Source organism: Brachybacterium sacelli, assembly GCF_017876545.1.
Taxonomy (GTDB): domain Bacteria; phylum Actinomycetota; class Actinomycetes; order Actinomycetales; family Dermabacteraceae; genus Brachybacterium; species Brachybacterium sacelli.
In genome coordinates this window covers 1,629,612-1,642,136 of the sequence record NZ_JAGIOD010000002.1, presented here as the reverse complement: position 1 = coordinate 1,642,136, position 12,525 = coordinate 1,629,612, and the positions used below count along the sequence as shown (strand labels likewise).

At 67.6% G+C, this 12,525-nt stretch carries 12 protein-coding genes and 3 pseudogenes; 11 read left to right on the top strand and 4 right to left on the bottom strand.

All coding sequences use genetic code 11. The annotated features are described in order from the left end of the window. The first annotated feature begins 36 nt into the window (after positions 1 to 36). The 6 genes and pseudogenes from JOF43_RS21945 to JOF43_RS21915 all read left to right on the top strand — a co-directional run bounded on the left by JOF43_RS21945 (position 37) and on the right by JOF43_RS21915 (position 7,041). Positions 37 to 2,310 carry a heavy metal translocating P-type ATPase gene (locus JOF43_RS21945; RefSeq protein ID WP_342592261.1) on the top strand — a complete coding sequence of 758 codons (2,274 nt, stop codon included), beginning with the start codon at positions 37 to 39 and terminating at the stop codon, positions 2,308 to 2,310. Positions 2,311 to 2,345: 35 nt separating this feature from the next. Beyond that, a complete protein-coding gene (locus tag JOF43_RS21940; protein ID WP_245354656.1) occupies positions 2,346 to 2,612 on the top strand; it encodes a hypothetical protein in 267 nt (88 codons plus the stop codon). A gap of 73 nt (positions 2,613 to 2,685) precedes the next feature. Further along, positions 2,686 to 3,879, top strand: a pseudogene (locus JOF43_RS22845) (NAD(P)/FAD-dependent oxidoreductase). A gap of 66 nt (positions 3,880 to 3,945) precedes the next feature. Then, the gene (locus JOF43_RS21925; protein ID WP_245354922.1) at positions 3,946 to 6,126 is read left to right on the top strand and encodes a heavy metal translocating P-type ATPase; all 2,181 of its coding nucleotides are present in this window, start codon (positions 3,946 to 3,948) and stop codon (positions 6,124 to 6,126) included. Beyond that, the gene (locus JOF43_RS21920; protein WP_245354655.1) at positions 6,101 to 6,430 is read left to right on the top strand and encodes a metal-sensitive transcriptional regulator; all 330 of its coding nucleotides are present in this window, start codon (positions 6,101 to 6,103) and stop codon (positions 6,428 to 6,430) included. Before JOF43_RS21925 ends, JOF43_RS21920 begins: the two co-directional genes overlap by 26 nt. A gap of 440 nt (positions 6,431 to 6,870) precedes the next feature. Then, the gene (locus tag JOF43_RS21915) at positions 6,871 to 7,041 is read left to right on the top strand and encodes a hypothetical protein (protein ID WP_245354654.1); all 171 of its coding nucleotides are present in this window, start codon (positions 6,871 to 6,873) and stop codon (positions 7,039 to 7,041) included. 20 nt (positions 7,042 to 7,061) lie between these two features. Here JOF43_RS21915 and JOF43_RS21910 read toward each other — a convergent pair whose 3' ends face one another. Continuing rightward, positions 7,062 to 7,478, bottom strand: a complete 417-nt coding sequence (locus JOF43_RS21910) for a hemerythrin domain-containing protein (RefSeq protein ID WP_342592260.1) — start codon at positions 7,476 to 7,478, stop codon at positions 7,062 to 7,064. A 212-nt stretch (positions 7,479 to 7,690) separates the two neighbouring features. Between JOF43_RS21910 and JOF43_RS21905 the strand changes: the two genes are divergently transcribed. Continuing rightward, positions 7,691 to 8,449: a class I SAM-dependent methyltransferase gene (locus JOF43_RS21905; protein ID WP_209905242.1), complete on the top strand. Its 759-nt coding sequence runs from the start codon at positions 7,691 to 7,693 to the stop codon at positions 8,447 to 8,449. Between the two features lie 13 nt (positions 8,450 to 8,462). Here the strand turns inward: JOF43_RS21905 and JOF43_RS21900 are convergent. Next, positions 8,463 to 8,894: pseudogene (locus tag JOF43_RS21900) on the bottom strand (TrmH family RNA methyltransferase); the annotation flags it as partial. 47 nt (positions 8,895 to 8,941) lie between these two features. Continuing rightward, positions 8,942 to 9,400 (bottom strand): GNAT family N-acetyltransferase, encoded by a 459-nt coding sequence (locus JOF43_RS21895; RefSeq protein WP_209905241.1) that lies wholly within the window; start codon positions 9,398 to 9,400, stop codon positions 8,942 to 8,944. 234 nt (positions 9,401 to 9,634) lie between these two features. Here JOF43_RS21895 and JOF43_RS21890 point away from each other — a divergent pair, with 234 nt between their 5' ends. The 4 genes and pseudogenes from JOF43_RS21890 to JOF43_RS23335 all read left to right on the top strand — a co-directional run bounded on the left by JOF43_RS21890 (position 9,635) and on the right by JOF43_RS23335 (position 11,499). Further along, positions 9,635 to 10,036, top strand: coding sequence for an excisionase family DNA-binding protein (locus tag JOF43_RS21890; RefSeq protein ID WP_209905240.1), 402 nt, complete (start codon positions 9,635 to 9,637; stop codon positions 10,034 to 10,036). After that, on the top strand, positions 10,033 to 11,052 hold the full coding sequence (locus JOF43_RS21885; protein ID WP_209905239.1) for a VapC50 family PIN domain-containing toxin: 1,020 nt from the start codon (positions 10,033 to 10,035) through the stop codon (positions 11,050 to 11,052). The genes JOF43_RS21890 and JOF43_RS21885 overlap by 4 nt, the downstream gene beginning before the upstream one ends. Further along, positions 10,989 to 11,237, top strand: a pseudogene (locus JOF43_RS23340) (SDR family oxidoreductase); the annotation flags it as partial. The gene JOF43_RS21885 and the pseudogene JOF43_RS23340, both read left to right, overlap by 64 nt. Before the next feature lie 112 nt (positions 11,238 to 11,349). Then, the gene (locus JOF43_RS23335) at positions 11,350 to 11,499 is read left to right on the top strand and encodes an SDR family oxidoreductase (RefSeq protein ID WP_377782710.1); all 150 of its coding nucleotides are present in this window, start codon (positions 11,350 to 11,352) and stop codon (positions 11,497 to 11,499) included. A 101-nt stretch (positions 11,500 to 11,600) separates the two neighbouring features. On the opposite strand, the gene JOF43_RS21875 is transcribed toward JOF43_RS23335, so the two are convergent. Next, on the bottom strand, positions 11,601 to 12,518 hold the full coding sequence (locus JOF43_RS21875; protein WP_209905237.1) for a LysR family transcriptional regulator: 918 nt from the start codon (positions 12,516 to 12,518) through the stop codon (positions 11,601 to 11,603). Positions 12,519 to 12,525: the final 7 nt, after the last annotated feature.

Sequence of the window (12,525 nt, the reverse complement as noted above, 5' to 3'; positions counted from 1 at the left end):
AGATCGACCGTCAAGACAGACCGGAAAGGACCTGCAGTGAACCCCGAAACACCACTTATCGCGGAGGCAGGCATTGAGCTGGAAATCGGCGGGATGACGTGCGCGTCCTGCGCGAACCGTATCGAGCGAAAACTCAACAAGCTTGACGGCATCACCGCGACCGTCAACTACGCCACCGAGAAAGCCAAGGTGACGGCCCCAGAGGGCTACGATCCGCAGCTGCTCGTCAGTGAAGTCGAAAAGACTGGATACACCGCCGCGCTGCCCAAGCCAGCCACCGGCAAGGACTCAGCGAACACGCCTGGGGACGATCCGGAGGGCTCCGACCCGGAGCTGACCTCCCTGCGCCACCGGCTGATCGGTGCGGTCGTGCTGACCGTCCCGGTCATCGCGATGGCGATGATCCCCGCCCTACAGTTCCCCTACTGGCAGTGGCTCTCGCTCGCGCTCGCGGCCCCGGTGATCGTGTGGGGCGCCTGGCCTTTCCACAAGGCGGCCTGGACGAACCTCAAGCACGGCGCAGCCACGATGGACACGCTCATCTCGATGGGCACCTCCGCCGCCCTGCTGTGGTCCCTGTACGCCCTGTTCTTCGGCACGGCCGGCACCCCTGGCATGACCCACCCCTTCGAGCTGACGATCGCACCCTCCGACGGGGTGGCGAACATCTACCTCGAGGTCGGTGCGGGCGTCACAATGTTCATCCTGGCCGGCCGCTACTTCGAGAAGCGGTCCAAGCGCCAGGCCGGTGCCGCCCTGCGCGCCCTCCTCGAGCTCGGCGCGAAAGAAGTCTCCGTGCTGCGAGGAGGCCAGGAGCAGAAGATCGCCATCGACGATCTCGTGGAGGGTGACGATTTCATCGTCCGCCCTGGCGAGAAGATTGCCACCGACGGCACCGTCGTCTCCGGCACCTCCGCGGTCGACGCCTCCATGCTCACCGGCGAGTCGGTCCCCGTCGAGGTGAGTGAAGGGGATGCCGTCACCGGTGCCACGGTCAACGCCGGCGGACGCCTCGTGGTCCGCGCCACCCGTATCGGTTCCGACACGCAGCTGGCGCAGATGGCGAAGCTCGTCGAGGACGCCCAGACCGGGAAGGCCGAGGTCCAGCGCCTGGCCGACCGCATCTCCGGGATCTTCGTGCCGATCGTGATCCTGGTCGCCGCGCTGACCCTCGGCGCATGGCTCGGCGCCGGGTTCCCCGTCACCGCGGCCTTCACCGCGGCCGTCGCCGTGCTCGTCATCGCCTGCCCTTGCGCCCTGGGACTCGCGACCCCGACCGCACTACTGGTGGGCACGGGCCGCGGAGCCCAGATGGGTGTTCTGATCAAGGGCCCCGAGGTGCTCGAGTCCACCCGCAAGGTCGACACCGTGGTGCTGGACAAGACCGGCACCGTCACCACCGGCAAGATGACTCTCACCGATGTCGTCACCGATGAAGGCACCAATCGCGCCGAGCTGCTGCGACTGGCCGGCGCCGTCGAGGACTCCTCCGAGCACCCGATCGCCCAAGCAATCGCCAAGGGCGCCACCCAGGAGATCGGCGAACTCCCGACACTCTCGGATTTCACCAACATCGAGGGCAAGGGCGTGCGCGGCATCGTCGAAGGGCGCACCGTCGTCGTCGGCCGCGAGAGCCTCCTCGCCGAGACGCAGATGACCCTGAGCCCCGTGGTCGCCGCCGCCAAGACGGAGGCCGAGGGACAGGGCAAGACCGTCGTCGCCATCGGCTGGGACGGAGTCGCCCGCGGGATCCTGGTGGTCGCCGACACGGTCAAACCCACCAGCGCGGAGGCGGTCGCCGCGATGAAGGAGCTGGGGCTGACCCCGATCCTGCTGACCGGCGACAACGAGGCCGTGGCCCGCCAGATCGCCACCGAGGTCGGCATCGACGAGGTCATCGCCGAAGTCCTGCCCTCCGAGAAGGTCGATGTGGTCTCCCGCCTCCAGCGCAAGGGCCGCAGCGTCGCGATGGTCGGCGACGGCGTCAATGACGCACCTGCCCTCGCTCAGGCCGATCTGGGACTGGCGATGGGAACCGGTACCGATGTCGCGATCGAGGCCAGTGACATCACGCTGGTACGTGGCGACCTCCGCAGCGCGGTCGATGCCATCCGTCTGTCCCGCAAGACCCTCGGCACGATCAAGACCAACCTGTTCTGGGCCTTCGCCTACAACACGGCCGCGATCCCGATCGCTGCGCTCGGCATGCTCAACCCCATGCTCGCCGGTGCCGCGATGGCGTTCTCCAGCGTCTTCGTCGTGGGCAACAGCCTCCGCCTGCGAGGCTTCACCTCCATCGCGAAGAACTGACCATCCCCGCACGAAACCCCTATGGAAGGAAACCCATGAACGACACCACCGATCAGAACTCCAGCTGCTGCGGCGGCCATACCTCCCACGCTCCTGTGGAGTCCGAGGGGCGCCCGAACCTCATGGGCCCCGGGGAGAACGACATGGCCACCTGCCCTGTGATGGAGGGCCGGACCGTCGTCAAGAGCGTCGCCGAGTCCGCGGGTCTGTTCCGCGACTACGAAGGTACCCGTTACTGGCTGTGCTGCACCGGGTGCGTCCCTCTGTTCGACGCCGATCCGCAGAAGTACGTCGCCGCCTGAGCACCACCGCTCAGCGGGAGGGGGCCACTGCCAAGCAGCGCGCCCCCTCCCCCATATAGATCGGAGCTCGGCAATGCCCGACACGGCACACGTTCTCGTCATCGGTGCAGGAGCTGCGGGGGCGGCCGCGGTCCGGGAGCTTGCCCAGCACGAGGGGATCACGACAATCGCGATCATCGATACGGAAACCACCCCGTATAACCGCGCCCTGGTCAACAAGGCTGTCGCCACTAGCCTCCTCGAACCCCATCAGGATTATCTGCCAGCACTGCCCGCTCCGCCAGTCCGGGATCGCGTCCAGGCGGTGGACCCCCTAGAGCAGACCGTTCACCTGCGCTCTGGAGCCCGCGTGGACTATGACGCGCTGATCGTCACTGCGGGAAGCGCGCCACGCGACCTACCTCCGGGTATCACCGACCCTGCCGCCCTGGAGAGCGAACGGGTGACGCACCTGCACTCCCTGGACGATGCGCTCCGTGTGTGCGCCGTCCTCGACCGCACGCCCTCCCCAAGGGTCCTCATCTACGGGACAGGGTTCATCGGAGCCGAGACCGCGGGAATCCTCAGCGACGCTGGATGCAGGGTCACACTCGCCGCCTCTTCGCCCATCCCTGGGGCCACCGCCTTCGGCGCCCAGGTCGCAGGACAACTTTCCTAGGCACATCGGGTCGTTGTCGACACGCATTTCGGTCACGCGCTGACGCGCCTTGAGCTCGTCGAGAGCGAGTTGCACGCCGAGTTCACCGACGGCCGTGACATCGCCGCAGACCTGGCCATCACCGCCCTCGGAACGCGCACGCTATCCCCCTCCCCCTGGGGCGGAGCGATCGCTGTCAATTCTCGGCTGCGCAGCCGAGACCACGAAAACGTCTACGCCGCAGGAGGCGTCGCGGTCCACGAGACTGACGGCACGACCTGGCGCATCGATCATTGGAGCGACGCCGAGGCACAGGGCGCGCACGCCGCACGCAGCGCCCTGGCCTCGCTCGGGCTCGCCGACGGCCCCGGCCCCTACCGACCCCGCGCCCTCTACAGCGCACAGATCCACCAGCACCTGTACATCGCTGCTGGACATACAGGCCGATTCGGGACTACACGCGCCTTCTCTACCAGCCCCCTCGTCCTCACGCACGGGCGAGCGGGCCAGCTCGTTGGAGTAAGCGGCTTGGACGCCGGCCCCGACGTGGTGGCTCTCGTGCCGCACCTCCACACCTCAACTGCACCGATGCTCCCAGCGGAATCCAACCTCTCGACAAATACCCCCTAGGGGTATACGGTCGTATGCATGAACGCTGGCAACCACCCCCACCGTCACGACCACGGAGAGCCCGGGATGCAGCACGCTAATCCATCCTCCACGCCTCATGATGCCCACACCGGCATTGCTGAGCACGACGCATCCGACGCGAATAACGACCATGCATCTCACGAGGACCACTCAGGCCACGAGGGTCACTCAGGACATGGTGGCCATTCCGGTCATGGAGACCACGTCGGGCAGTTCCGGCGGCTTTTCTGGATCAACCTGATCATCGCGGTCCCAGTTGTCGTGTTCTCGCCAATGTTCGCGATGCTGCTCGGGTACAACGTTCCCGATGTCCCCGGCGCGATAGGGATCGCCCCGGTCCTCGGCACCGTCATGTACGTCTGGGGTGGTCGCCCGTTCCTCACCGGTGCCGTCTCCGAGATCCGCTCTCGTCAGCCCGGGATGATGCTGCTGATCGCTCTGGCGATCACGGTGGCGTTCTTCGCCTCCTGGGGGGCGACCCTCGGAATCCTCGACCACCAGCTCGAGTTCTGGTGGGAGCTCGCCCTGCTGATCGTGATCATGCTGCTGGGGCACTGGGTCGAGATGCGTTCCCTCGCCCAGACCACGTCCGCGCTCGACTCCCTGGCCGCATTGCTCCCCGACATGGCAGAACGCATCGAAGGGGACGAGCTCGTGAGCATCTCGCCCACCGAGCTGCGGCGAGGTGACTTCGTCCTCGTCCGCCCCGGGGCCAGCGTCCCGGCCGACGGCACGATCCGCGAAGGCCGCGCCGATGTGGACGAGTCCATGGTCACCGGCGAGTCCCGCCCAGTGGGGCGTTCCACCGGAGATTCCGTCGTGGCGGGCACGGTCGCCACGGACTCCAGCCTGCGCATCGAGGTCACCGCGATCGGTGACGACACCGCTCTGGCTGGCATTCAGCGCCTGGTGACCGAGGCGCAGAACTCTACGTCCCGTGCCCAGCGGATCGCGGACACGGCCGCTGCCTGGCTGTTCTGGTTCGCTCTCGGCGCTGCGGTGATCACCGCAATCGTCTGGTCGGTGCTCGGGATGCCCGATGCCGCCGTGGTGCGCACGGTGACTGTGCTGGTGATCGCCTGCCCCCACGCCCTGGGACTCGCGATCCCTCTGGTCGTCTCCATCGCCACGGAGCGCGCTGCCCGAGGTGGCGTGCTGGTGAAGGATCGCCTGGCTCTGGAGGCCATGCGCACGGTGGACGCGGTCCTGTTCGACAAGACCGGCACCCTCACCAAGGGTGAGCCAGTGCTCGCCGAGGTCATTCCTCGCCACGCGGAGGCCGCGGAGGTGTTGGCATTGGCGGCTGCGGCCGAGGCAGAGAGCGAGCACCCACTGGCGCGCGCCATCGTCAGCAAGGCTCAGGCCGACGGCGTGCGGGTTCCCTCCGGGACCGACATCAGTTCCACCCCGGCTCTGGGCGTGAGCGCCCAGGTCGATGGCCATCTGATCCGCGTGGGTGGGCCCCGCCTGCTCGAGGAGACCGGCGCAGGCGAGATCGAGGAGGCCGCGTCCTGGCGCGAGGAGGGTGCGATCATCCTCCACGTACTGCGGGATGGCGAGGTCATCGGCGGGCTCAAGCTCTCCGACGAGGTGCGCCCCGAATCTCGCGAGGCCGTCGATGCCCTGCACAGCCTGGGGGTCGAGGTCGTGATGATCACCGGTGACGCCGAGGCGGTGGCGAACAGCGTCGGCCGCGAGCTCGGCATCGACCGCATCTTCGCCGGGGTGCGACCCGAGGACAAGTCCTCAAAGGTCGCCCAACTCCAGAAGGAGGGCAAGAAGGTCGCTATGGTCGGCGACGGTGTCAACGACGCCCCCGGCCTCGCCCAGGCCGATGTCGGCATCGCCATCGGTGCCGGCACCGACGTCGCGATCGCCTCCGCCGGCGTGGTGCTGGCCAGCTCCGATCCCCGCTCAGTGCTGTCGGTGATCGAGCTCTCCCGCGCCGCGTATCGGAAGATGAAGCAGAATTTGTGGTGGGCAGCCGGCTACAACCTGATCTCCGTGCCGCTCGCAGCCGGGATCCTCGCCCCGATCGGGTTCGTGCTACCGATGTCCGTCGGCGCGATCCTCATGTCCCTGTCCACCGTGGTCGTCGCCTTGAACGCGCAGCTCCTTCGGCGGCTCGACCTGCGTCCGGAGACGACCGTCGCCGCCGTGCGAGCTCGCCACGACCCTCCCTCACCGAATGGAATCACTCATGAACACAGTCCCCGAGTCCGCTGAAGGCCAGGATTGCCACAGCGGACCTCACGGCTACATTCAGGACAAGCCTCGCTACCTTAACCGTCTCAAGCGCATCGAAGGGCAAGCCCGCGGGATCTCCCGCATGGTCGACGAGGACGTCTACTGCATCGACATCCTCACCCAGATCTCAGCCCTGAACAGCGCGCTGGAGAATGTTGCGTTGGGCCTGCTCGACGATCACCTCCGTCACTGCGTCCTCGATGCCGCTCGCGAAGGCGGAGACGAGGCCGAGAAGAAGCTGAAGGAGGCTTCGGACGCAGTACGGCGCCTCGTCAAGTCGTGACGTGATCCCGAGAACCGCTCACGCTTTCTGGTAAGCCGGGCCGCAGTGCGGCTACAGACCGATCTTGCCCGCAGTGGAGTCTTCGAGGGCGTGGGCGGGGCGCACGTACCGTGAGAGCAAGTCCAGCAGGCGGTTCCTGGTGGTGCGGGAGGCCGTCACCGGGTCGATCCCCTATTCGGCGGCCGATATCGCGTGTCCGGCGCGCAGGGAGTGTCCGGAGACCCCGGCCCGAGGGCTCGGCGTCCACGCGAGCTCGAGGCGATGCCGCGCGATTCCCACTGCCCTGTCGACCTGTGTTGGCGGTCTGTCCCGGCATATGCTTGAGTCCAAAGCGCGGTCGCCTCCGTGTGACGTACGTTATCCACAAGGCATTTCAATGGCTATTTAGCTGTCACAAGTTCCAAGACCGTGCAGGTCATAGTGAAGGCAGGTCGCTCTTAGTGTTTCGCTACGCGAACGTCTACCAGAAGGCCATCGACCTCGCCGCCACCGATGCCGTGGACCTCGGCCGCTTTGTGTCCGAGACCTTCGCCTTCGACGACTCGGTGCAGGCCTTCGAGCGCTTCCTCGAAGGCCGCCCGACGGACGTGAAGCTGCAGATCACGCTCTGACCGGGAAGCGGCCGTCGGTTTCACAGCGGCCCCAGCGTCTCGCCCGGGTCGGCCTCGAGGTCCAAGCCCTCCAGGACGGTGAGCAGCTGGCGTTCCTCGTACCGGAAGTGGTTCTCCATGAGCGCGGCGATCCCTTCGACGTGGGCGTCGAGCTCGTCGGCCGTGGCAGCACGATCAGCGGCGTCCTGGAGCCCTGCCAGGAGGTGGCCGAGCATGGAGTGATCCTGCTCGAGGGCGCGTAGCACCGGCGCGAGGCCCGGATGCGCCGCTTCGATCGCGGGGAACAGGGTTCGGTCCTCACCGGCGTGGTGGGCGTTCAACGCTGTGCAGAAGCCGTGACAGTACAGAAGCAGGTCACGGGTGGCATGCCCGGGCGAATCACCCGAGGCGAGCGCCTCCCGGGTGACGCGGAGGGCCTCGCGCAATCGGGTGTGCACGCGGCGCAGTTCTTGGCTCCAAGCGATGAGCCTGGTCGTCTCGCGCTCAGACACGCGAGGACGAAGGGTGCGACGTCATCATCGTCGGCCTCCTTCGGTTCGGCGCCTCCATGCCTGGCACGGTCTGCCACCGGCACGCGACGCTGCCCAGCAAGATAGCAGACGGCGGAAACTCCCTGGACGCCGGGACCCGTCGGTGCGAGTCTCGGGCGGTGAGCACCTACGAAAGCACCCGCCGTGCCTGGGACGAGGCCTCCGCGAAGCATGTGCGCGAGTACGACGAGCATCTCGCGCAGGCGCGCGCGGCGCGGCTGCTGCCGATCGAGGAGGAGCTGCTGGAGCCGTTGATCGGCGGCGCGGAGGTGGTGCATCCGCAGAGCGGACACGGGATCGACGACCACGCCCTGATCCGCCTCGGGGCACGCTCCGCGCTGGGCCTGGACTACAGCCCCACGGCGGTCGGGGCTGCCCAGCGCCGCGCCGATGACCTCGCCGTGCCGTGCCGATACATGGTCGCCGAGCTGCCCGGCACCGACGTTCCCGCGAGCTCTGCGGACCTCGTGTACACCGGCAAGGGCGCGCTGATCTGGATGGCCGATCTCGAGGCCTGGGCAGCTGAGATGCACCGCCTGCTCCGCCCCGGTGGCCACCTGTTCGTCTACGAGTCCCATCCTCTGGTGCCGTTGTGGTCCTGGGAGGCCGACGAGGCGCGGGTGCGGCCGGACCGCAGCTACTTCGCAGCACACCACGTCAACGACACCTTCCCGGCCCGCGGTGCGACCGAGCATCAGCGCACTCTCGCGCAGCTCGTGATGACGGTGCTCACTGCGGGATTCGAGCTGCTGCACCTGGCCGAGCACCCCGATCCGTTCTGGATGCCCGACGAGGAGGCCCCGGCCGCGGCCTGGGACGGGCGGCTGCCGAACGCTCTGAGCCTCCTCGCCCGGCGCCCGGGGGCGGGGACCGTGTGAGGAGGTGGCGACCTCAGCTCGTGGCCAGCATCGCCCGACGCTGCCAGAACACGACCGCGCTGGCTGCGGCCACGTTCAGCGAGTCCACTCCCCCGGCCATGGGGATCACCACGTGCTCGTCGACCGCCCGCAGCGTCGCAGGCTTGAGGCCGTGTCCCTCCGCGCCGAGCACCAGAGCGACCTTCCGGTCCGGGCCCAGATCGGCCTGGTCGAGGGCGATCGCCTCGTCGGTGAGGGCGAGGGCGAGCAGGTCGAAACCGGCCTCGTGCAGCAGTCCCGCCCCGTCGCGCGGCCACGCCTCCATCCGCGTCCAGGGCACCTGGAAGACGGTGCCCATCGACACCCGGATCGAGCGGCGGTAGAGCGGGTCGGCGCACTGCGGCGTCACCAGCACCGCGTCGACGCCGAGCGCCGCGGCGGAGCGGAACACGGCGCCCACATTGGTCGGGTGTTCTAAACTACGCGCTCTGCCGATGGGGGCACCTGCCACTGCTACTTGCTGAGTTCCAGATGGAGGGTCGGATACGGTCGCCCATCTCCATCGAGCTCATCGCGCCCCACCTGCTCGAATCCTCGACTGAGGTAGAAGCCGCAGGCTCCGGAATTCTGTTCATTCACGTCGACTCTGGTCACTCCGAATTCGGTGATGGCCTCATTGAGCAGCTTCGTACCGATCCCCCCCCCTCCACGCGCCTCGTCGGTCACGAAAAGCATTTCAAGATTTCCTTCAACGATCCCGGCGAAGCCGACCGGCCCTCCGGCTCGTTCGGCGACGATCAGGCTCACGGCAGGCAAATAGGCCGATGCAAGATTACTCTCGATCCGGTCGAAGTCAGACTCTTCGAGAAAGTCGTGCGTCGCGCGCACGGCGCTGCGCCATATTTCAACGAGGGTCGGATACTCGACAGGGCCACGAGAAGCGCGGATTTCAAGAGCTTGTTCATCTTGCATGTGGCTATCCTCGCAGGCTGCTCGCTGCCGAACCAACCACGAAGCGCACTCCGGAGATCCTCTCTGCCCAGGCCCGGAGGAGCAGCGATGACCCGCGCCGTGTGTCCGGCCCGCTGCGACCGCGCTGCACGCGCTGATGGACCGCCTCGCTGACTGCGGGCTCGACGGTCCCAACGAAGTTCGCACGGCATTATCCCCGTGCGTTTTGAGCGTTTGATGGCGTAGAATGAGAACATGGCTGGAGCAATCACGCATGACAAGGCATCGCAGCTGCGCGATGCGGTGGACGAGGCGCTACGCGCCGCGCCGGAGGTCACGGACAGCGCCCGCGCGGCGTTCGCCCGGCTGGTCGACGTGCTCGAGTCCAGCGACGACGCGGTCGTGTTCCCGGCCGAGGCGACGATCTCCACGAGCCAGGCGGCCGCGCTGCTCGGCGTCAGTCGAATGACCGTGGTGCGGTTGGTCGACCGTGGCGAGATGCGAGCGGAGACCAGCGCCGTGCACCGGCGGATCCCGGTGGCAGAGCTGGCTCGTTACCAGGCGGTTACCCAGACGCGGAGGCGCTCGGCGATGGCCAAGCTCGCCGGCGACGTCACCGAGGACACACCCGCCGACCGGGTGATCGAGACCCGGTGAGCGACGCAGCAGCGGGGAGCATCCGAGTCGCCGTTCTCGATGCGTGCGCACTGGTGCCGATCAGACTGGCGACGACGTTGCTGTGGCTATCCGAAGCGGGGATCTTCGAGCTGCTCTGGTCGGACCGTATCCTCGACGAGGTCCAGCGCAACCTCCCGAAGCTCGGCATCAGCGAAGAGAAGGCTGCCCACCGCGTGAGCACGATGCGTGATGCCTTCGGGGAAGCCGCGCTCGTCGACGACTTTGACCATCTGATCGCGGACATGACCTGTGACCCGAAGGACCGTCACGTGCTCGCGGCCGCCGTGCGTGCTGAAGCCGACACGCTCGTGACGTTCAACCTCAAGGACTTCCCGCCGGATTCGACGAGCGGCTGGCAGGTCGATGCCATCCACCCGGACACGTTCCTGACCGGCCTGCTCGCCGAGGACCCCGTCGGGGTCGTCGAGGCCCTGCGCCGGGGCAGCGCCGACCTGAGGAACCCAGCGCAGACGGCCACGGACTTCCTCGCATCACTGACCGGAACGGTGCCGATCCTCGCCAACCTGGCCGCCGATCAAATCCGCTCCCGCGACGAGAGCCCCGACGAGCCCTCCTCGCCGATCACCGCGCTCGTGAGCGCCGACCAGGACGAGGCCGTGGCCGCGTTCGGCGAAGCCGGCGACCTGACCGACCCCGCGCAGATCGCCCTCCAGTGGTGGACCGTGCTCGATGCAGAAACCGAGACAGCGCGCGAGCTCACCTTCGCACCCAGCGCCTGGGGCGACTACCAGTGGGCCATCGACATGCTCGCCGACAAGTCGCTCGCGTCAAGAGTGATCCCCGCCGTCGACGAACCGGACCGGATCGCCTTCATGCGCTTCATCCCCGAGGTCGCCACCACCGCGCAGGCGTTCGCCGCCTACGCGACGACTGTCACATTTCTCACGCTGGTCAGGCTCGACGACGGTACGTGGCGTGTGTGGGGTCTGGGCCCGGCGCTCCTGGCCGCCAGGGACATTGTTGGCGACGCATAGATCAGGGATGCCGCTGCCGCCGAGCCTGCACGGTCGCTGCCGGCCGCTTTCTCGCCGTCGGCGAGGGCGGGGCGATTGTGAACGTCTCCAGCCATCAGGCGCAGCGGGCCGTGCGGGGCACGCCCCCCTACGCCACCGCCAAAGCCGCGATCGAGGGTCTCACCCGGGCAGCCGCCGTCGACCACGGTGCCGCCGGAGTCCGGGTAAACGCCGTCGCGCTGGGCTCCATCCGCACCGAACACTACGACACCCACCTCGCCGCAGGGACCCGACCTGGCGGCGCAGACAGAGCAGCAGATGGCCGCGCTGCATCCCCTGGGCCGGGTCGGCCGGGGCGACGAAGTCGCCGAAACAGTCGCGTACCTGCTGTCCGACGCCGCCAGTTTCCCCACTGGCACTGTGGTGCCTGTCGACGGCGGCCGAGCGGATCGCGGACCCGATCCCTAAGAGACGTAGTCGCTCAGAACCACCGTTGCTCAATGCGGACCCCTCAAGCCGCGATGGCGACCCGATGAAAGCGATGCCGCCCGGCATCACATTTCGGGAAGTCAGTGAGACCGCCGGTCGTTGTCAGCGACGTCGTGAAGTGCGGAGAGTCCTGCGGCGATTGCGGGGTGGTCCGCGCTGCCGCGTCGGACGCTCGTCAGGATCCGGCGGGCGGGAGCCGACCGGCCCGTCAGCGGCACGCGGACGACAGGATGTGAGGCGGGAAGGGGCACGATGCGCGGGAGCAGGCACACGCCGAGTCCTGCGGCGACGAGGGAGGAGACTGCATACCACTCCTTGGCTTCATGCGCAATGTGCGGCGTGAACCCAGCGGCAGCGCACGCCACGGATAGCAGCGTGTAGCTGTCGTTGTCGTGGCGCTTGACGATCCAGGATTCTTCGGCGGCGTCGGCGAGGTCCACTCCCCCGGTCTGCGCCAGTGCGTGGCTTTCGGGGACGAGGAGGTCCTGCGGGTCGGTGAGCACGGCCTGCTGTTCGAATCGGGCGTCGGTCGGGTCCGGCGCGTCCATGGTCGGCAGGACCAGAGCGATGTCAGACTCATCGGTGAGCAGCAACTGGTAGCAGGCGGCGCTCTCTTCTTCTCGGAGCAGGACGTGCAGATTGGGGTGCTGCAATTGCAATTGGTTGGTGGCCGGGGCGGCCAGTGCCGCGATCGCCGAGGAGACTCCACAGATGCGCAGGGTTCCGTGGACTAACCCGGTGGTGGCAGCCAGTTCCGCCTTGGCCTGTTCCCATTGAGCCTGGATGGTCGACGCGTGGGCAAGCAGAGCGTGCGCGGCAGGCGTGAGGTGGACGCGTCTTCCCTGACGCTCTAGCAGCTCGGCGTCGAGATCTTGAGCGAGCTGGCCGATCTGCTGGGACACGGCGGAGGGCGTGAAGCTAAGAGCTTTCGCCGCCGCCGTGACCGTCCCGTACTCGGCCACCGCAACCAGTGCCTGCAATCTGCGGAGATCGATCATGTAGCAA